This is a genomic window from Emticicia sp. SJ17W-69, from assembly GCF_051209875.1.
In the GTDB taxonomy this organism is placed as follows: domain Bacteria; phylum Bacteroidota; class Bacteroidia; order Cytophagales; family Spirosomataceae; genus Emticicia.
In genome coordinates this window covers 2,644,238-2,665,822 of record NZ_JBNTQY010000001.1, presented here as the reverse complement: position 1 = coordinate 2,665,822, position 21,585 = coordinate 2,644,238, and the positions used below count along the sequence as shown (strand labels likewise).

Genomic DNA, 21,585 nt, shown 5'->3' with positions numbered 1-21,585 from the left:
AGCGAAGTTTTCAAAATTGGTGAGTCCAACGTGACGAAAGAAGTAAATATCTATAAATCAATTAGTTAACTCGACTCCAACGTAATGAAAGAAGTAAATGTCTTTAAATCAATCAGTTAAATCAAAATAACCTCCCAACTTCTCCTTTCGGAGCGTTGGAAGAATACTTTTTTGACATTTCACTAATGTATTGACCAATTGAGCTAAAACACATGTATTGTTATGAATAAATTTAGGCTACTACTCTTATTTTCTATTTTTTCATTAAAAAGTTATGCACAAACTGGAGAAATCTCTAATTGTGGTACTCCAACACTTTCTGAAGCAAAAGAATACAAGGCATTTATTGAAGATATTGCACAAAAAGTAAAGGACAAAATATTATTTAATGCAATAAGTATTGATTCCGTTTTAACTATACCAGTGAAATTTAATATATATCATATTGGAGAGCCTGTTGGTATAGGAAGTAACGTAAGTGAAGAATATATTCAAAATCAAGTTAAAAATCTTAATGATGCATTCAGAGCAAGAAGTGAATATCTAATTTTAGGCAATGACTCAAAAATTCAATTTGTTTTAGCTCAGAAAAATTATTTAAATATAACCACTAATGGAATTGTTAGAATAGATGCGTCCTCAATACCTACATACGTGAGCAACGGATATTCTATGGTAAGTAATATTGGGGCACTATTAGGTAACATCACACCAATTGAAGCAGAATCCAACAAATCAATCATTACTATTAATGTTTATTGGAAAATTATCGAAGCTGGCGGGTTTGCAAGTTATAATGGTAGCTTGTTTATGCAAACAGGTGGGAGTTTTAACTTTGATTATTGGAATGCAGCTTATGCTCATGAAATGGGTCATTCCCTTAATTTAATACACACCTTCGAAGGGGATAATAACAATGCTAACTGCCCTCAAAATAATGACCCGTTAAACGATGGTGACAAAGTAGTAGATACGCAACCACATAAAGTAGGATTTCTCAGTACTCCTAATTCAATAAATCAATGCACTGGTCAACTCGTGGGCAATCTTTATCACAATATAATGTCCTATAATGCTTACAAAAATCAATTTACTATTGGACAAATCGAAAGAATGAGAAATTTTTCTTTTCTTTCCTCGACAAGAGAATTGTTATTAAATTCTTCTCATTTAGTTCAAATGAGTCCTCAACCAAGCTTATGTAACTTACAGTTTGTTAATAATTATACTGGTTATATATTCGTTAATCTACAAAATTTCTTTAATACAAACTTTGGTTATGTAGGAAACTTATCTCTCGGGCAGAACGGTGTCAGTGGAAGTAGTCCCTTAAAAAAAATACCAAATATTTTGAAAGTTAATAAAGGGCAATTATATCCTTTAACTCTTCAATGTTATGGTAATCTTGGAGAAACCTTTAACCAAGGTAGAGTAAAAATATACATAGATTCAAACCAAGATGGTGCATTTGATGAAAATTCAGAGATTATATATAGTTCAGTAAGTACATTTAATGTAACAGATAGTTTTATTCTGCCAACTACTCTTACAGAAAGAGAAAGATATAGAATAAGAATAGTTGTCTCTCCTGACCAAAATTCCACGGCTTGTAATCTCATAAACCTAACCAAAAACAATAAAATCTATGTTGGAAGTGTATGTGATTTTGATATTTTCATTAACCCTTCAAACTGTAATTTTTCAATTCCTCCTTTAGAAATTTCAAAAATTGCAGTAAAAAAAGGAGATTTTGCTGTTTTAGAAGCTAAAAACTGTTTAAATGGCGAAGTATATTGGTATCAGGATAGCTTACGGACCGAATTTATTTCAAAAGGAAATATATTCTATTCAAAATCTCTATTTGTAAACTCAAAATACTATGCCGCTTGCAATTCTTTTGGATGTTGGGGAGGTACAAATAGTGTAGAAGTAATTGTTGATGATAATATAAAAGGTTTTGAAATAAAAGAGAAATACATCAATCAAAATCAAACAGCACAATTAGAGGCTTTAGGTTGTACAGGGCAAATAAAATGGTACAATACAGAAATTGGAGGATTACCAATAACATCAGGACTTCAACTCCAAACTCCAACTTTGGTCAGAAACACAAGCTATTTTGCCGAATGTACGCTACCATCAGGCTTCAAAATCAAAAATAGAGCAATAGGTAAAATTTTTGTCTCAGAATCAAGCATAGTAGTAAAAACAAATCTATCCATTAGTTTTTGTACAAATACCCCATATCTCTTTTTTCCAATTCAATCAACGAGTTTAAGTGGTCAATTTTATTTAAAGATTCTAAAAAATAATGAGTTGATTTATGAATCAACACTAAGTTCTTACCAAAACAATGGTGTACCTGATAAGGGAGTTTACTTATCTAATGATTTTGATTTATTTAAGTTATCATCTGGAAATTACAATTTTATTGTCAGTAATGGTGTTACAACTAGCAATTTAGGTAGTATTATTATTTCTAAATATCTTAATAATTACACTGGAAGTTCAACTTCGCTTTGCCCCAATTCTAGTCAATTTATCAAGCCTAAGTCTTCTTCAAATATCTACTTCAACAACCTTTTGGATGATGGTTTAAGCTATCAATGGTTTAAGGACAATATTTCTATCGCAAATGGCAATAAAGATTCTCTCTTAATTAATTCCACAGGTAATTACTCTTTACAAATCTCAAATAATGCTTGTACATCTACGGTAAATATACCTGTTTATTCAAGTACGTACGTGTCTAACATTTTATTATTAACAAACACTTCTCTCTTAGAACCTTTTTACATTGGTGAAAATGTAAAAATAGTATCTTCATACAATTCATCAACAGCAACTTACAAGTGGTTTAAAAATAATATCGAAATTCCAAATAGCTCAAAACCATATTATTTAGCCAATAGCACTGGTAATTACAAAGTAGAAGTAAATGACCCTAATTGTCAACTTATAGTATCTGTAGAAAAGAATTTACAATTTAGTACTACTTATAAGGCAACACTTACAGGAGATAGTTTACTTGATTGTGTTAATAAATATTCGCAATTAGGAGTTAGACTAAATTCAGGATTAAATCTTGAAGATTTAATTATTGAATGGTATAGAAATGACCAATTAATTAGAAGAGAAAAAATAGCAAGGTCTGAATCTTTTTTTAGTGGCGAAACTGAAGGTATCTACTATGCAAAAATAATCGGATCTCACTTTGAAACAACTACAAATTCTATCAAAGTAAGATTTGGAAATAACCAAAGAAAACCTAAAATCATTGTATCATCTTTTAGTTGTAATACGGCTACTCTTACCGCAAATGGTTCTGGTTTTCCATTAAGTTGGTATAGAAATGGGTCATTAATTTCATCAAATACATACAGTATTACAGTTAATCAAATTGGAACATATTCTATTTTATCTGAGTATTCTAATTCTGAATGCCAGAGAAATTCAGATGATTTTGTGATTAATAACTTTAATCTCTTGAAAATAACTGCTAACAAAAATAAGCTTTGTGGTAATAATGATTATACTTATCTCACCTCTGAAATTTTTCTTACAGGCTTTAATTTTCAATGGAAGAAAGATAATATAGACATACCATTTGCAACATATAGTGGTTATAATGCACAATCTGCAGGTTCATATACCTTAGTTGCATCAAACGGAATTTGTACGTACACATCAACGCCTTACATTATCACACAACATTTTGGAAATTCTCTCGAAATTAGTCCCACATCAAATAATATTTGGTGCGGTAATCAAACAATTGAACTTAAACTAAATTATCCAAATTTACCTATTGATTGGAGTAAAGACGGAATTTCACTACCTGATGTTGGGAGAACAGCAAATATTTTTGTTAAGCAATCAGGTACATATACAGCTGCAGTAAATTCCAACGGTTGTATTGGTGCAGCATCAGCAACTGTAAATTACAACCACACTATTGTAAACCTTGTGCCTACTTCGACAGTTCAGCCTGGTCAAAGAGCTAATTTAGAGGTACAGTCTTGTAATGGAACAGTAAGGTGGTATAACTCTCAACAAGATGAAGACCCCGTTTCTTTGGGAAATACTTTTCTTACTCCTAAACTTTTTACAAATACAACATATTTTGTTAGTTGTCAATCGAATAATTGTGTGAGTGATAGAATTCCTGCAACTTTAATCGTCTGTGCCAATAATTTGACATTGAATAACACATCTCAAAGTGGGATTTATAAAGCGAGCAACAGTATAACTATAAGTTCTGATTTAGTCGGTGGCATTTCGGCATCAGCAGGTAAAAATATTTTATTACTGCCCGGATTTTCGGTAGGAAGAGATGAAATATTTGAAGCTAAGATTGGGGGATGTAACTAATTTATGCCATGAATAATTTGATAGCATTTTGTCCATAGGCACAAAAGCGAAGTTTTCTATCATGAATTCTCAGCAAAACATCAAACGCATAGTCATTTTCGACATTCAATTAGTGTGGTAATTGCTCAAATTTCACTCCGAAAAATAAATTCTTTTGCTTTTCAATTTCTTTTTTCAGAACTTGTTATTCATATTTGGTGAGCGATATTTGGGCAGAGCTGTTTCTACGCTTTTTAGTCCTTATCACTTTCATTTGTTGGGCGAAATATTGAATGCGTTGGCATTCAAAGTCCTTTGTCTCCAACAAAAGCATTATGTAAAGGTCTGTTATTTAATAAATTAACTCTAAAATCTCTCCAAAACCATCACAATGCTGGTCGTTGGAATGAATTGAAAAAACAAATATGTTTGCAAATAAATCTATTCAAGTTTTAGCTATTTTCGTAAATTTCATCGCCTCTTTTTTTATTTCATTAGCCACTTTTTTAGCCAATTTTCACAACGATTTTATAATAATCTTGCTAATTGCTTTTGCTTTTTTAGAACTTATCCATTTTTCATTATTCAAATTTGGGTTTTATAATGTAAGACAAAAAACTCTATTTATTTCAACAATTAATTTTGTACTTCTAGTATTTTCATTTGCGTATGCAGCTAAAATAGTTTGACAGTTTTTGTCAAGCTCATAGTTACCGCAGACGGTTGATTTGCGAAACTTTAAAGTGTTTAATTACAATAGCTTCTACGTTTTTTAGGCTCCTGCACTCATCGCTTTCGGCGAAGTGCGATTAGAAGAAATTTGCCAGTTTTTTTTCTCTAAAACTTTGCGGTTTATACTATTCCATAGTGGCTACTTTTTTTATATCTTTGGGTCGCTTAGTTTTCGGGCGACACTCGGAAAGAAGAGCTTGCAAAGTTGGCTTTTCTCCAACGTGAGCAAGCAAGTAAAAGTCTGATAATCAACTAATTAACTCAATATTCGCTCAAAAATCATCTTACTTGCGAGCGTTGGAATCATGAACAACAATACATGGAATTTAAAGCTACAAAACTCGATATAGCACATTCAATAATTAAAGGTAGTATTGGAACGATTCCAGTTGTTGGTTCATTAGCCTCAGAAATCTTTGGATTAATTATCTCACCACCTTTGGAAAAAGAAAGGCGGAATGGATGAATGATATTGCTGAAAAAATATTCAATCTGCAAGAAAATCGAGGAGTAGATTTAAATAATTTAAAAGAGAATGAGATTTTCATTGATATTGTATTACAAGCAACTTCCCTTGCTTTGAAAACAAGCGAGAAAGTAAAATTAGATTCTTTTAAAAATGCAATAATAAATGCTGCACTCGGTATTAATTCAGATGTAACCAAGAATCAATTATTTCTTCATCAGCTTGATAAATTTTCTGCATTACATATAATTATTCTTAATTTCATTGATAATCCATCTAAATGGTTTAATGATAGACAAAAAGAAATACCAAATATAATGATGGGCAGCCTTCATGGCTTAATTATAGAAGCATACCCAGACTTAAAAAATCAAGATGATATATTAGATTTAATTTGGGAAGATTTAAAAACTGCTGGTTTTCATAAGTCTGGTAGTTTGAAAAGTATGATGACCATAAATGGAGTTTTAAGTGAAAGAACTACAACTTTAGGCAAAGAATTTCTGTCATTCATTACAACTCAATAATTGTGTCCTAAGGTTATTCAACCATATCCTCGACAAGATATTTGAGCGATTTCAAGGGGTCTTCAAATTCATCTGCGACAGGACATCAGAGCGAAATTTTGCGTGCAAATTTGGTTTTCAGCAATAAACATCTTAGTTTTATATCACCGCTTGCCCGCCGTCTGGGGACGGCAAAAATGAGCAAAGGTTTCACTTTTCTTGGTGTTCCAACATCCGAATTAAGAAAAGGTAAGAAACTGGAAATCAATTAATTAACTCTAAAATCTAACCATCTCAATTCTTTTGGTTGTAAAAATTTTATAAATGAAGCAAATATTTATATTTTCGACACTTCTATCATTTTTTGTATTTAGCTGTGAGAAAACTACTCGGGAAGAACCCAAAGTTATCGTCCCACCAATTTACTGCCAACAAAGTATTAATACTGAAAATATGTTTTTTATACTTCCAAATTCATCTAAAATACAATTAGAATATTTTGGAGAAATGAATATTGAACAATATTCAGCTGGAACAAGAATCGTTAAACTTACATTTAATCCTAAAAAATTAGGAATTGCTTTGATGAAAGTGATAGACGATGTAAAAAAAATATATCCAAATAATAATATTGGGCTTTGGATTAGTATTATGCAAAACCCAGACGCCTACTCACCAGTATCTTTCACTGAAAAATATGATAAACAAGTAGGTGCTGTTGGGATTGACCAATTATTAAGTAATGATAAAAATAATCTTTCATTTAATGAAATAATTGCTTTATATGATCCAAAGATTGTATATCCAGATTTATTTAGTCTTCTAAAAGACCAAAACTATTATATTAAAATTACTGGTAATCATTGGGATTCAAAAATTGAAACATGGTGGATGCAAAACAAAATTACTATCAATCCTTATTGTAAGTAAGCCATATTAAAAGATAGTTTTAGTACAAAGGCTCGTTCGACTGGACAAATGCGAAGTTTTTAGTGTGAGTTCTCAAAGGCAAAGGCACTCCCAACATTTCCAATGCGTGGTATTTACTCAAAATTCACTCCGAATAATAAATTCTTTTGCTTTTCAATTTCTTTTTTCAGAACTTGGTTTTCAGATTTGGTCAGCGACATTTAGGCAGAACAGTTTCTACGCTTTTTAGTCCTTAGCATTTTCAATTGTTGGGCGACATTTTGAAAGCGTTGGTGTTCAAGATTGATTTGTCTCCAACACGAAGCATTGTGTAAAGGTCTGATATTTAATAAATTAACTCTAAAATCACTCCAAATCCATCACAATGCTGGTCGTTGGAACGTAAACAAAATACAGCTTTAAATCGGCTCATGGGAATATTTAATTTTTTCAAAAAGTTTGTAACGGAACAAACACAAAGCAAACCATTTACGTTTGACAATATATTCTCTTTAATTGACTTAACACTAAAAGTTGAAGATGCTGAAATAATTAAAGAGTTCTTACTTAATAGGGTTGAAAAATCAGAACACAAAAATAAGTTAAATGAAAATTTTGAATTTTGTTCACAAGAAATTATAGATTTCATGTACGCAACTCCGATTTACTTTTATGGATTTTTTGATTGGAAAGAAGATAGTGAAGAATTAGCTGTGTATTTAGAAAAGGCACTTAAAAGAAATTTTGATGTTGAAGTCAGAACCAATACCTTTTGTGATTTATCTGTGTTGAACTCAATAGATAAAGTTTATAAAATATTCGGAGAAAATTTAGAAAAATTTAACATAACATTGTGTGGTATTGACATTAATAGTGATAGCTATCAAATTATGCTTGTTAAAAAAGGTGATTTTGAGAAAGTTAAGCAATTAGCTAAAAATTTAGGATTTGAAGCCGAACATTATACTGATGAGTGGTAAATTAAAATTCTCAAATTAGCATTTCGTATGCCACTAAAATAGTTTGACATTTTTAGCTCAAAGGCTCGTTCGACGAGACAAAAGCGAAGTTTTTAAATGTGAATTCTCAGCAAAATTTTAAACGCATAGTCATTTGCGACACTCAAAATGCGTGGTATTTTCTCAAATTTCACTCCGAAAAATAAATTCTTTTGCTTTTCATTTTCTTTTTTCAGAACTTGGTATGCAGATTTGGTTTGGGGACAATTAGGCAGAGCAGTTTCTACGCTTTTTTCTATCTTAGTTCTCAAATCTGGCTGGGCGACATCAAATTGGAGCTTTCGCAAATTTTGTTTGTCTCCAACACGAGCAAATAAGTAAAAGTTTGATAATCAACTAATTAACTCAAAATCCAATCCCAAATCTTCTCATTTGCGGTCGTTGGAAGAAGAACAAAAAATATGCAACGCAGAAACGGAGATGAGGTACTTAGTGGTTGGTTTCTATATTTTGATGAAGTTTCAAATAACGTTTATAAAGTTGAATTAAACGATGGATTAGGACGTATTGCAGGTTGCACAGATTCTGATTTAGAAGCTGCAATTCTAAAATGTATTGAGTTTGCAAAAGATATTGATTTACAATTAAACAGAAAAAATTAACCTATTCTTCTGAAATGGTTTAGCAGTTTTTGTAAGTTTTTTTATACTTATCCGACATTTTAGTAGCGAAGTTTTACGAAACTATTTTCGCAAAAACCTCTCAGTAAAATGTCACAGTTTTTAGGCTCGTTCGACAATTTCAAAGCGAAGTTTCTAAGTGTTAGTTCTCAAATTACTTCGCTGTTTTTTGGGCTGCTTTTTTCAGCGTTTGGTTCGACGTGAAATTGGTGAAGTACAAAGGCTTTTTTTCGCAAAAACCTCTCTGATTATTCTACGTTTTTTATATCTTTGTGTTTGTTGGTGCTTGGCGACACTTGGAAGGAAGAGCGTTCAAAGGCTCGAAAGTCCAACTCGAAAGCATTATATAAAGGCTTGATAGTTAATAAATTAACTCTAAAATCACCCCAAAACCATCACAATGCTGGTCGTTGGAAGTTTACTATTTAAATGCTTAATGAAACAAATTAGAGATGATATAGTTTTTTTAGACTCTGATAGTCAAAAAAGTTTAACGAACTTTTTACGTAACTTTGAAAATAATGAACTAACAATTGTTTGTGGTGCTGGTTTATCTGTTTCAGCTGGTCTTCCAACTTGGACAAAATTCTTAAAAACCATTGTAACAGAATTCTTATTTGCATGGAGGGACATCGAAGAAAATAATAAAATTTACAAAGAAGTAGCCCCTAAATCAATTTCAATAAATATGTTGGCAGAATATTATGAGGTAGCTTATCCTGATTTTAAAATTCCAGATTCTTTTTACAACGAAGACCCTTTAATACTTGCCCAATTAATCAAGAATTGTATTGAACTCAACAATTGGAGATATTTACTTAGAAAAGCATTATATGAAAATGTCAATTTAAATTTTTCATCAGAACTAATTGCTAATATTTACAATTTAGTATCAACGCAAAAACGTGTAACAAGTATTTTGACTTACAATTATGATGATTTAATAGAAATATATTTTAAAAATCAGAATTTCAAAACATCATCGGTAGTTGGAGACAATTACTTCAGTATACATAAGAATTTCCCAATTTACCACATGCACGGAATTTTACCTTATAAAGGAGGATTAGAAAGCAAAATATACTTAACAGAAGATGACTATTTAACAGATATAATTCAACCGAATTCGTGGTACAACCAGCTTCATACTACTAAACTAACCAGTACAACTTGTCTATTTATTGGATTGTCATTTAACGACCCAAGTCTTAAAAGAAAACTTTCAATTCATCGGCTATCACCAAATGCGTATCATTATGCGTTAATAACACATCAAGACACCGAATATGATAAAAGAAAGTTTTTATTATTAAAAAATGAATTATTAAGGCTGAACGTGAGAGTTATAAAATATCCTTATAGCTCAACACATGATGAACTAAATAATATTATTAAGCTAATTAATAAATACGTATGCAACTGAAATAGGTTTACACAAATTTAGTAAACAAATGGCAAGAACCAAGGCAAACAAAGGGTTAGGTTACAACCGACACAAGTTACATTATGATTCGGATTTTAAATGGCGAGTGTGCCAATAATTTTTGAATAGCAATTGAGCAAAAATTAACAGAGAACTTTAGCCAAGTTGCTTACCGACATCAAATTAGTACAATGGCAAGTATTTTTTGTCCCACTTCGAAAAAATATGTAAAAGTTTGCTAATTTTAAATCATAAACTCAACATATAACCTTTTTACGAAAAAGCACATACTTATTTTGCACTTGCATTATTAGTAATCAGTGTCTTGGTTAATCCATATTAAAATATTATGCCCCTTTTCAAGATTTGATATATAGCTAGATTGATTCGGTATTTTATTCGTTGTTTTAAAATGATTTCATAGTATGAATAGCTTGTCTATTTTTAGAAAAACTTCAATTTTTATTCTTTTTGCTTTGATACAAACCTCCTTCGCACAAATTTATGTAAAAGTAGATGCGAATGGGCTTAACAATGGGACTTCTTGGGAAAACGCTTTTAAAAATCTTTCTGATGCTTTAGACTTAGCAAGAACCTCCAATCAACAGATATGGGTGGCTCAAGGAGTTTATTTTCCCGACAGAGACCCTTTTGGTGGACGACCATTTCCAGGAACTACAGTTCCTTATAGGGATATGACTTTCTATATCTCAGGCACAATGCAATTGTACGGGGGATTCTTGGGTAATGAAACCTTACTAAACCAAAGAAATCCTAATTTATTTAAAACTATTTTAAGTGGTGACATAGATAATAATGACATCAATAATGATGGCAACTATATTGCTGAGACAACGGCTAACCTTGTTGGAGAAAATGCCTATCATGTTGTTTTAGCTTCCAACTGTGTTACTGGTTCGCTGATGGATGGCTTTATTATAACATCTGGCATGGGTAATACTGATCCTAACATCCCTAACCAGTATTTTGGTGTGAGGAAGCACATTGGTGCAGGTGCTGTAGTAAATGTCTCAAATATTCAATTATCAAATAATTTATTTATTGGAAATAAAAGTAGCTATGGAGGGGCTTTGGCTGTTTTCGAAAATTACTCAAATTTAGAACTTTTTGAAGTCAAACTACTAAAAAATACTTTCTTGAATAATGAGGCTAAGCTAGCAGGAGGGAGTATTTACACTAATTATAGTGAAGGGGGGCTTGTAATGAATGAATGTGTATTTTCAAATAATAAGGCCCAAAATGGTGGTGCATTTTATTCTGAGGACTGTTATAATATAAAAATAAATAATTCCTCTTTTATTGAGAATAAATCAATAAATAGTTCTGGTGGAGGTCTTGTGGTTGTGAGAGCACAAACTTTGCAAATTGATTCTTGTCTTTTCGATAACAATGAGGCAATCAATGGAGGTCATGCAATAAGCATCTTAATAGTTTCAAATCCATTAAACTCATTTATAGACCATTGTACAATAAAAAACCATTTATCTACTGTAACTCAAGGCTTTTCTCCAGCTGCACTTTACATATTTAATGCTACGATGGCAGTCAAAAATACATTTCTAATCAATAATCTGACAGGAGCGACTATTACATCAAATTCAAATATTAAGTTTTATAACTGTGTATTGGGTGGTAATGAAAAGGGAAATGTTGCGATTAGTGATTCAGAATGCGAAATAGTTCATTCAACTATTGCTGGAGTCCAATCATCGAGTAGCTGTTTCGGCGTTTATTTGCAAGGCAGTCCACTTACAACAATAAAAAACTCTATTATTTGGGGGTATTCAGAAAACAATAGTTTTATCAAAACTTCAGGTTCAAATATTTATCAAATTTCCAATTCAATTATTCAAAAATCTCAATATTTGTCGGGTTCAGGTTATACCAATAACAATCCTCTATTTTATAATTTGAATGACTTTGACGGAGAAGATAATATTTTGGGTACAGAAGATGATGGATTAAGTCTGGATAGCTGTTCTTTGGGAATAAATACTGGAGCTTTCTTGCCAACAACTAATACCGATATTGCAGGCAATGTTAGACCTTATAACGGTGGAATTCCTGATATTGGAGCTTACGAGTATCAGAAACTAATACCAATGTCGAAGACAAGACTATATGTGAATAAAAGTGCTGGGGGATTAAATAAAGGTAATAGTTGGACAAATGCCTTTACAAGTTTGGAGGATGCTCTTACCAGAGCGAGAAATTGTTATCAAGTTGGCGAAATTTGGGTTACAAGCGATGTTTATTATCCTGAAAAAGACGGTTTAGGAAATTCGAATCCAACGGATGTTCGTACTAAAACTTTTTTAGTACGAGATAATATTAAATTATATGGCGGATTCTCAGGGAATGAGCTTTCAATTACAGAGAGAATCATAGGAAACCCCAAAACTATTTTAAGTGGAGACATTGATAATAATGACATAAATACAGATACTAATTTCATCATTGAGGATGTTTCTCAAATTCAAGGTAATAATTCGTTAAATGTACTTTCGGCAGTTAATGACACTTTGGGTATTGAAATTGATAACTTTGTGTTGACTGGAGGGCAAGCAGATAAAAATATATTAACATCTGTTGGAACAAGTTTTATTTTACATAATCAAGGAGGGGGAATTTTCTTAGGGAAATCGAAAGCAAAATTAAGTAATATGAGTATCATTGGGAATAAATCTCTCAATGGTGGCGGTTTGTCATCTTATCAATCTAAGACTAATATATATAATTCAGTTTTTGAGAAAAATGTTGCTCAGACAAATGGAGGAGGGGTTTCGGCTTTACTTAACTCAATTGAACTTGTGGGGGTTATATTTCAAGAAAACTCTTCAGGAGAATATGGTGGTGGGGCATATTTTGATAATTTAGACTCTTCAAAAGTTATAAATACGGTAGTATATGGCTCCTATTCAAAATATGGTGGTGGCATGATGTTTAAAAATATACCTGAACTTAAAATTTACAATACTAATATTGTAAATAATAGCAATTTACAAGGCTATAGTGGAGATGGCGTTTATTTTTGGAATGCACAAGGTGAGGTAAGAAATTCAATATTTTATGGAAATTCTGGGAATGAAGGGGGATATTTCCTTGATGGTGGAAATATTGCTTTTTCAAATTCAATATTTCAGAATGGTATATTACCTTCTCAGTCTAACAACTTCAGTCATAATCCTTTATTTTTAAACCAAAGTTTACCCAAAGGAGTTGATGGGAAGTTTTTTACAAATGATGACGGTCTAAATATAACACAATGTTCTAAAGCCATAAATGCAGGGATTAACTCCCCTTTAGTTCTTTCTGATATTTTGGGAAATAATAGGAGGTTTGATATTCAAACTGATATTGGAGCTTACGAATCTTTGTTTTATACACATCCACAATTAATTAATAACCCACTTCAGTTAGTTGGAAATATCATTTACAACCCTAACCAGATTAGTATCAATATTGGTCAGCCTTCACAAAGTTTAATACTTAAGTCTGCTTTGGCAATCGAATTGAAACCTGGTTTTATGACCAGTTTTGGAAAGAAGTTTGAGGCTATTATTGGTGGCTGTAACTAATAAAAGGTGATAATAGCCAATATTGAGCTAATTTTAAAATCAGTCCTTGTGTCAGTCGTTGTTACAATGGCATTGGGGAATATATTTTTATTACTTGCACTCTGAGATACAATGACCAAATATAGAACATTTAGCCAAACTTACACGAGTGTCAGAAGCAATTACATGACTGTCAGAAGTACATATGCAACTGAAATAGTTTGACAACTTTTGTCAATTTCATAAGCTTGGGCGACAGGGCATCAGAAGAGTTCAAAGTGTTTACTCTCGATAGCTTCTACATTTTTGGTGCTCCTGCACTCATCGTTTTCGGCGACGTCCGATTAGAGCGTTTTGCATAGTTTTTTTTCGCAAAAACCTCTCTGATTATACTACGTTTTTTATATCTTAGCATTTTCAATTGTTGGGCGACATTAAATTAGCGAAGCTTTCAAAATTGGTGAGTCCAACGAAACGAAAGAAGTAAATGTATTAAAAACAATCATTTAAATCAAAATAATCTCCCAACTTCTCCTTTCGGAGCGTTGGAAAAAATTTAAGCAGTTCAAAATAAAAATGAATATCAAAAAAACAATCAATTTGGAAATATTCAGAAAAGTAATTGAAGAATCAGCTGATGATTTAAAAAAAGAACAATCCAAACATTACTTGTCTTTTGACTATGCTGGCATAATTCCTAATGATGATGAAACATTTAGATACGATTTAACACCAAAAAATACAATTGTGTTTGCAACAACAGGAGGGGATGGAGTTCATTACAGTATTTTTGAAATTTCAGATAGTATCCAACCGATTATTATGACAGTACCAATGAATTACAGAAATTCATCAAAAGATTGTAATATAATTTTAGCTGAAAACTTAAACGAATTTTTATCAATAGGATTTTACAAAGGCTGGTTTTCATTAGAACAAATATGCTATGATTATGAAGGGACAATTCAATATTATGCAGATACAAATGAAGAATTAAATGAGGAAGAAAAAAAGTTTATAAAAAATTTAAGAAGTAAAATTGATTTTCCCCATATTCCTTTAAAAAAAGAAAGGCTAATTGAACTTGAATCTAAATACTACGAAGAATTAATTTTTGACAATGAATATTAAAATACTTTGTCCCTATACAACTGAAATAGCTTGACAGCTTTTATCAAGCTCATAGTTACTGCCGACGTGAGATTAGAGCGGTTTGCAAAGTGTTTACTTTCAATAGCTTCTACGTTTTTGGGTCTACTGCACTTATCGTTTTCGGCGACATGAGATTAGAGCGATTTGCATAGTTTTTTTTCGCAAAAACCTGTCTGATTATACTATGTTTTTAATATCTTAGCACTTTCATTTGTTGGGCGACACCAAATCAGCGAAGCTTTTAATATTAGTGAGTCCAACGTGACGAAAGAAGTAAATATCTATAAATCAATTTCTTAATTCAAAATAATCACCCAACTTCTCCTTTCGGAGCGTTGGAACGAAGTTCACGCTAATCTTTCTTTCAAATCTTTTTAGGCACTTGCGACAACTCTAATTCGTTAAGATTTTACGTTTTTTTTTCGCAGTTTCTTCAATTCCATTGTGGCTCGTCTCAGATTATTCTTTGTTTTTCTCGCAATTTTTCTTGGTAAATTCTCAATTTTTTCTCCACTTTTCTCAATTTTACTCTCGGCTTTTTTCAGTTTTTAGGCTTGTGCGACATGAAATCAGCGAAATTTTTAAATGTTAATTCTACCAAATTTTCTTCGCAAATTGTTTAGCTTTTTAGGCTCGGGCGACAATTAATCAGCGTTGGTTTTCACAGCATTTCTTCGCAAAAACTTCTACGCCAATTCTTTGCTTTTTTAGTCTTTTGTTCGCACTTTTGTCGGGCGACATTACGAAGGCGTTGGTACGCAAAGTTTCTAAAGTCCAACTCGGGCAAGCAAGTAAAAGTTTGATAATCAATTAATTAACTCAGCATTCGCTCAAAAATCATCTTGCTTGCGAGTCGTTGGAAAGTTTCAAATTCATAATAATGAAAATTGATAAGTTATCTGAAAGTTATTTGTTTCAACAACACTCAAAACAAACAGTCAAATTATGGATAAAACAACTTAAATATTTTCACTTTAAACGTGCTTGGGGTGGTCATGCTAATGATGGTGACGAATTTCAGGTGGCGTTTAGTTTTACTGATAGAGAAGATTTAATAAATAAAATTGAACAAATTGGATTCTCATTAAATATCATTCCACCAGACTTTCCAAGAGCAATAATAGGGCATTCCTATACAGGAACAGAGTTTACAAAATTCAAAAGTGAGATTAAGGAATTTCCTGACCTTGAACAACCTGGACATAAAAATATCTTTGGATGTAATACCTTTATTTGGGTCTATGAAAGTTTTATCAAAATTAAGGTTGCTGGCACAAAAGATGGTAATTTATATGAAGTTTCAGAAGAAGATTTTGGTATTTGTAAAATTTTAGAAAGTTATTTCGACAAATTAAATTGGAGTAATTTTCTGGACAAGTCATTGGAAGATAATGCGTGTTGCATTTCTCAAAAAAGATACCCAGAACTTTATAATGACGTTTATATTACAAATCCAAAACCAACTTGGTTACATATTATTCAACAATTCTTTGTCATTTAAATAGGCATTTTCGACACTTAATGAGCGGGTTTGCAAAGTGTTTACTCTCGATAGCTTCTACGTTTTTGGGGCTTCTGCACTTATCATTTTCGGCGACGTGAGATTAGAGCGATTTGCATAGTTTTTTTTTCGCAAAAACCTCTCTGATTATTCTACGTTTTTCATATCTTAGCACTTTCATTTGTTGGGCGACATTTTGAAAGCGTTGGTGTTCAAAGTCCTTTGTCTCCAACACGAAGCATTATGTAAAAGTCTGTTATTTATTAAATTAACTCTAAAGCCACTCCAAAACCATCACAATGCTGGTCGTTGGAAGTAAAAAACAACTATAACATAATAAACTTAATGTTAAGTATTGAAAATGAAAAAAAGTAAAAAGTCAGTTAAGAAAACGACTTTATCAGAAAGTGATATTTCAATAGAAGATGAAACAATTAGAGTTCAATCCATCGAAGTCTCTAAGAAAGATAGAATTTTATCAAAAAAAAATGCAATACCATTAACTGCTATCTTTGTTTCTTTATGTACCTTATTCTTAACAGTTTACCAATTTTACAAAATTAGAGTACACAATGAATTAAGTGTAAAGCCAAAAGTACAATTTAGTTTCTTAGATGCCCACGGCAAAAACAAAAGTAATTTCTTAGTAAAAGTCAAGAATAAAGGAATAGGGCCTGCAATCATTGATGATATGAGTTTTATTTTTTCTGATGGTCAAGTTTATACGACGAGTAAAATGCAAGCAAATTTTTGGACTGAAATTTTTGCAAAATTGAACATTCCTCATAGTATGCAGTATAATAATATTACTTATTTTTCTTTTGAACCCAACTCTGCTATTTCAGCCAATGAAGAAGTAATTATTTTGCAAATTACATCTGATAGTATAAGTATGGCTAATTATATAAATAAGTTGGCAATGCCATTTATCAAAACGAAAATAAAAGTTGACTACCATTCTATGTACAATGAACGCTTTAGTGATTCAATTGTAGTAATAAATGAGTTAAAAGTTATTGAATATTACTAAAAATCAATTCCTTATGCTGCTGAAATAGTTTGACAGTTTTTTAGACAATTGCAACAGAACAATAGCGAAGTTTTAAATTGCAAATTCTCAGCAAAATGTCAAGCTCATAGGCACGTCCGACATTTCAAATGCGTGTTATTAGCTCAACTTTGTTCCGATAAATAAATTCTTTTGCTTTTCAAATTCTTTTTTCAGAACTTAGTTTGCAGATTTGGTCAGCGACATTTAGGCAGAACAGTTTCTACGCTTTTTAGTCCTTAGCACTTTCACTTGTTGGGCGACATTTTGAAGGCGTTGGTATTCAAAGTCCTTTGTCTCCAACAATCTGAAAGATAGACGAAATCCCTCACAAGAAAGCCCGATATACTCTAAGGTATATCGGGCTTTTGTCTATCTTGCATTGGCCGACAACTGGGAGTACCAAGAAATTTATTAGGGTAAAAAGTAGATGCGTTTATACTCCCTTTCAAACAATTTTTGGCTCAAAACATGGCTTTCTTTGGCCTTTAGCTTCTATTAAGCAAAAAATACCCTTACCCAAACGTTGGGATTAAATTTTGCCGAATGTCGTTTGATTGATATCGTATCTTTTCAATCAATCTTTATACTGGTGAAGCCTTGTTTCTTACTTCCGATGTTGCTACTATGGGCTCGCAACGGAGACTATAAATCACTGCGATTGATACCATTCTGCCTTCACCACAACATGGACACCGACCGATGTCTGTTCCATATTTTTCCACCATAAACTGCCCTACGGTTAGCTTGGGAATTGGCTTCCGCTCCGATAATTGCATGTTCGAAAGTATCAGTTTGATCCGTTCTTGCTTGCCTCGATTTCTTAAGTAACCATAGTGACGGATCTTAACAAAATACTTCGGAAGGATATGTTGGTCAAATCGACGTAGGAATTCTTCGTGACTCAGCGTCATTTGCTTGACTTTACTGCCATCGGCGTAGTCTTTGTAGTTAAAACTGAGCGTTGATTGCCCTACCTCTGTGATGCGACTACTACTGATGGCGATTCGGTGGGTGTATCTACCCAAGTATTCTAACACTCCCATGGCTCCGCCGAAGGGGCGTTTGGCATACACATTCCACGCTTTTCGACCAATTTGACGCAATAAGTCCTCGAAATCAAGGTTATTGAGTCGGAGTTTTGACCGTAGTTTCCGCAAACCTTTCATCAAAATGGCTTTGAAGACTATCTTCAAAGCTCCCACTGGAAACAGAAACTTCCCGTTGACTCGCTTACTATTTTGCCATTGATTGCCATCGAAACCTCCTCCACTGACAATGCAATGAACATGCGGATGAAAGGACAAATTCTGGCCCCAGGTATGCATTACTGATGTTATACCGATTTCAGCTCCCAAATATTTGGGGTCTTTGCCAAATTGTAAGAGTGTCTGAGAAGAAGCCTCCAGTAACAAATTATACAGTAAAGAACGATTACCCATCACCAAACCATTCAGTTCATGAGGTAGCGTAAAGACCACATGATAGTAAGTCGTTGGCAGTAACTCTTGCTGACGTTGGCTGATCCACTACTCGCGACCGAAGTGGCCACAAAACAGACAATGCCGATTGCCACAGCCATGAAACTGCATCTGCTGATGCCCACAATCGCTGCATTGACTCAGATGATAACCATTGGCAAGGGTACGACAAGTGCTGAGTTGACCAAAAACGCTCTTGGAGTAAGGATTAAACCCTAAGTTTTGTGCTTTGCTAAAAATCCCTTGTAAACTTTGCTGCTTACTCATCAGAGGAAACTATCTATAGGATTGATTATACAGCGACGTTTGCTCTCTTGCAGGTGTAAATACACCATGGTCGTAGTGATGTGAGAATGACCCAATAACTGCTGAATGGTATGGACGTCGGTGCCGGCATCCAGCAGATGGGTGGCAAAACTATGACGCAAAGTATGGCAAGACAATCGACGCTCGGGGCTCAACAAGCCCGCACGGCCAATGGCACTGGCTCTACATGAAACTGAATCGTACGAGCCTTCATGGGCTTGCCTAACAGTCTCCCCTCAAAAAGGTAAACTTTGGGGCGATACGCTCGCCAGTATTCTTCTAATAAACTCAATAACTTCTCTGAAAGTAAGGTGTAGCGTTCTTTATTACCTTTGCCATGGGCTACTCTAAGCCGTAAATTGGGTCTATCAAGGTCGCTCAACTTAAGGTGTTGTAATTCACTCAGGCGAACGCCCGTTCCATAAAAAACTGATACAATGGCCTTGTGTTGCAGATTTTCACAACAATTTAAGACCATTCCCACCTCTTGTTGACTGAGAATATTGGGGTACACTTGTCGTTTGAGGGGATAAAACGAGCGAGCTCGGATGGCCGGTAGTTGCAGAATGTGTTGAAAGAAGCAGCTCATTGCCTGGGCGGCGGTATGACATTTGCCCCACGAAGCATTGAAATGCTCTTGGATGTAAGTCAGGTAATTGATGATGTCGGTCTGAATCAGACTATAGGCCGAGCGGTCGGAATAATGACTCAGCAAATACCGAATCTCATAGCTGTAATTGGTGACGGTTCGAGGTGAATAGCGTTTAGCTCTGAGGTAATTTTCTAATTCCCGCAAAAGTTTCTCCGACTCAGCACTCAGCTTTACGGTGACATAAAAACTGTTTTTTTGTTAACATCCCAAATATTGTTTAAAGTGAGTTGCTAAAGTAATCCTTTTTTTACTATTTTTACAAAACCCTTCAACGTAGTTGTTGGTTCAACACGAAGCATTATGTAAAGGCTTGATAATTAACAAATTAATTCTAAAATCACTCCAAAAACCATCATAATGCTGGTCGTTGGAATGTCAATAAATACAAAAATCATCAAAAATTATATGAAGTTTCGTTTTATCATTCTTTCCTTTTTACATTTAACTATCAATGCACAACAAATCATACATCAGAAAACCACTAACTATATAAGTTATTCATCCTCAATTGATACAACAGAAAATGGAGGAGTCATAGTTGGAATTGCTACTGGGGATGCTAACAATAATTTATATCCAAACTGTATAACAAATTTAAATCAAACCAATAGTGATGTTTTTGTATACAAGTATGATAGTAATCATAATGTAATTTGGAGTGCGTGCCTTGGCACAGTATTTTATGATGATGTTACCGCTATAAAATATCTTCCAGATAGTAGTACAATCGTAGCATATACAAGTCATTCTTATCTCTCAAATTTATAAAGAATTTCAAAAAACGGTATAGTATTATGGACTCGAAAGTTTTATGACCAAAATTTACCAGTTTTCAATAATAGACCTTCATGCATCAACAGTATTATGTCCTTATCTGATAATACTATAATAATTTCAGGCTTTTTTAATAGGAATAATGGAAACTTTGGAGTTTTAAAATTAGATTTACAAGGCAATACTATTTGGGAAAAATATGGGGGAGGAAATAAGGCTTTAAATAAATTAATAAAAACTTTTGATGGTGGTTTTATGGGTGTTGGTGTAGACTATCATAGTTTTTATTCTGTGAATCCTTCAGAACATGTAAATGGCTTTTGCACAAATTTCAAAGGTGTTAGTGGCAATGACATTATGCTGTATAAATTAGACAGTTTAGGGGATTTAGAATGGAAAAATTGCTATGGTGGAACATTAGAGGACAATGCCTATGATATTGTCCAGCTTGCAGATTCCAGTTATGTTTTTCTATCTGGTACAACTTCACAAGACATTGATGTGAACGGTAATCTTGATAATAATTCAGCACTTTATCACGATATATGGTTATGTCGTGTTAGCAAAATTGGTTCTATAATTTGGAGCAAATGTTATGGTGGCTCACAAACTGATATTCCTTCAAGAATTTTCAAAAAAACTAATGGAAATATTTTAATCTGTGGTGCAACAACTTCTTTTGATAAAGACTTATTGTTTAAAAGGACTTACTGGGATACATCAAGCGATATTTGGCTGTTTGAAATTGATTCTTCAACTAAAGAGATAATTTGGCAATATGTAATTGGACAAAATGGCTCAGAAAATTTAGGTTTTGAAGAAAGATATTACGGTGGAGTATCTGCAAATAGAGTTGGAGATGTCATTTTCAATGAGAAAACTAATATACTAAATATTGCTTCTACAAATGGAAGTTCAGATTATTTTGGCATAACAAATGGTTGGTTATTAAATATAAGAGTTCCAAACTGTACTTATCAAAAGAATATAAATTCTAATATTTACTCAAACTTAGATATAGACCAAGCAAACTATATTAATACTACTTCAATACTAAATTCTTAGTCC

15 protein-coding genes and 2 pseudogenes are annotated in these 21,585 nt (G+C 32.9%); 12 read left to right on the top strand and 5 right to left on the bottom strand.

The genetic code is table 11. The annotated features are described in order from the left end of the window. Positions 1 to 222 precede the first annotated feature (222 nt). The 8 genes from ACQUQZ_RS10870 (at position 223) to ACQUQZ_RS10835 (ending at position 14,734) form a co-directional block, all read left to right on the top strand. The gene (locus ACQUQZ_RS10870) at positions 223 to 4,371 is read left to right on the top strand and encodes a M43 family zinc metalloprotease (protein WP_435354962.1); all 4,149 of its coding nucleotides are present in this window, start codon (positions 223 to 225) and stop codon (positions 4,369 to 4,371) included. A gap of 1,173 nt (positions 4,372 to 5,544) precedes the next feature. Further along, the gene (locus tag ACQUQZ_RS10865; RefSeq protein WP_435354961.1) at positions 5,545 to 6,075 is read left to right on the top strand and encodes a hypothetical protein; all 531 of its coding nucleotides are present in this window, start codon (positions 5,545 to 5,547) and stop codon (positions 6,073 to 6,075) included. A gap of 303 nt (positions 6,076 to 6,378) precedes the next feature. Beyond that, on the top strand, positions 6,379 to 6,984 hold the full coding sequence (locus ACQUQZ_RS10860) for a hypothetical protein (protein WP_435354960.1): 606 nt from the start codon (positions 6,379 to 6,381) through the stop codon (positions 6,982 to 6,984). A gap of 374 nt (positions 6,985 to 7,358) precedes the next feature. Next, positions 7,359 to 7,943 (top strand): DUF6630 family protein, encoded by a 585-nt coding sequence (locus ACQUQZ_RS10855; RefSeq protein ID WP_435354959.1) that lies wholly within the window; start codon positions 7,359 to 7,361, stop codon positions 7,941 to 7,943. A 440-nt stretch (positions 7,944 to 8,383) separates the two neighbouring features. Further along, positions 8,384 to 8,584 (top strand): hypothetical protein, encoded by a 201-nt coding sequence (locus ACQUQZ_RS10850; protein WP_435354958.1) that lies wholly within the window; start codon positions 8,384 to 8,386, stop codon positions 8,582 to 8,584. 454 nt (positions 8,585 to 9,038) lie between these two features. After that, complete coding sequence (locus ACQUQZ_RS10845) at positions 9,039 to 10,025, top strand: SIR2 family protein (RefSeq protein ID WP_435354957.1); 987 nt, start codon at positions 9,039 to 9,041, stop codon at positions 10,023 to 10,025. 425 nt (positions 10,026 to 10,450) lie between these two features. Continuing rightward, a complete protein-coding gene (locus tag ACQUQZ_RS10840) occupies positions 10,451 to 13,624 on the top strand; it encodes a choice-of-anchor Q domain-containing protein (protein WP_435354956.1) in 3,174 nt (1,057 codons plus the stop codon). Positions 13,625 to 14,179: 555 nt separating this feature from the next. After that, the gene (locus ACQUQZ_RS10835; protein ID WP_435354955.1) at positions 14,180 to 14,734 is read left to right on the top strand and encodes a hypothetical protein; all 555 of its coding nucleotides are present in this window, start codon (positions 14,180 to 14,182) and stop codon (positions 14,732 to 14,734) included. Between the two features lie 669 nt (positions 14,735 to 15,403). On the opposite strand, the gene ACQUQZ_RS10830 is transcribed toward ACQUQZ_RS10835, so the two are convergent. After that, a complete protein-coding gene (locus ACQUQZ_RS10830; RefSeq protein WP_435354954.1) occupies positions 15,404 to 15,565 on the bottom strand; it encodes a hypothetical protein in 162 nt (53 codons plus the stop codon). A 70-nt stretch (positions 15,566 to 15,635) separates the two neighbouring features. On the opposite strand from ACQUQZ_RS10830, the gene ACQUQZ_RS10825 reads away from it, so the two are divergent. Together ACQUQZ_RS10825 and ACQUQZ_RS10820 are read left to right on the top strand one after the other, a co-directional pair. After that, entirely contained in the window at positions 15,636 to 16,256 is a 621-nt protein-coding gene (locus tag ACQUQZ_RS10825; protein WP_435354953.1) for a hypothetical protein, read from the top strand. Between the two features lie 361 nt (positions 16,257 to 16,617). After that, a complete protein-coding gene (locus ACQUQZ_RS10820) occupies positions 16,618 to 17,286 on the top strand; it encodes a hypothetical protein (protein ID WP_435354952.1) in 669 nt (222 codons plus the stop codon). A gap of 602 nt (positions 17,287 to 17,888) precedes the next feature. Here ACQUQZ_RS10820 and ACQUQZ_RS10815 read toward each other — a convergent pair. The 4 genes and pseudogenes from ACQUQZ_RS10815 to ACQUQZ_RS10800 all read right to left on the bottom strand — a co-directional run. Beyond that, positions 17,889 to 19,052, bottom strand: a pseudogene (locus tag ACQUQZ_RS10815) (IS91 family transposase). Then, entirely contained in the window at positions 19,052 to 19,213 is a 162-nt protein-coding gene (locus tag ACQUQZ_RS10810; protein WP_435354951.1) for a tyrosine-type recombinase/integrase, read from the bottom strand. The pseudogene ACQUQZ_RS10815 and the gene ACQUQZ_RS10810 overlap by 1 nt, the downstream one beginning before the upstream one ends. Positions 19,214 to 19,242: 29 nt before the next feature. Beyond that, on the bottom strand, positions 19,243 to 19,569 hold the full coding sequence (locus tag ACQUQZ_RS10805; RefSeq protein WP_435357649.1) for a tyrosine-type recombinase/integrase: 327 nt from the start codon (positions 19,567 to 19,569) through the stop codon (positions 19,243 to 19,245). 138 nt (positions 19,570 to 19,707) lie between these two features. Continuing rightward, a pseudogene (locus tag ACQUQZ_RS10800) lies at positions 19,708 to 19,887 on the bottom strand (phage integrase N-terminal SAM-like domain-containing protein); the annotation flags it as partial. Positions 19,888 to 20,100: 213 nt separating this feature from the next. Between ACQUQZ_RS10800 and ACQUQZ_RS10795 the strand changes: the two are divergent. Next, positions 20,101 to 20,511: a hypothetical protein gene (locus ACQUQZ_RS10795; RefSeq protein WP_435354950.1), complete on the top strand. Its 411-nt coding sequence runs from the start codon at positions 20,101 to 20,103 to the stop codon at positions 20,509 to 20,511. A gap of 96 nt (positions 20,512 to 20,607) precedes the next feature. Next, positions 20,608 to 21,582 (top strand): hypothetical protein, encoded by a 975-nt coding sequence (locus tag ACQUQZ_RS10790; protein WP_435354949.1) that lies wholly within the window; start codon positions 20,608 to 20,610, stop codon positions 21,580 to 21,582. Positions 21,583 to 21,585 lie beyond the last annotated feature (3 nt).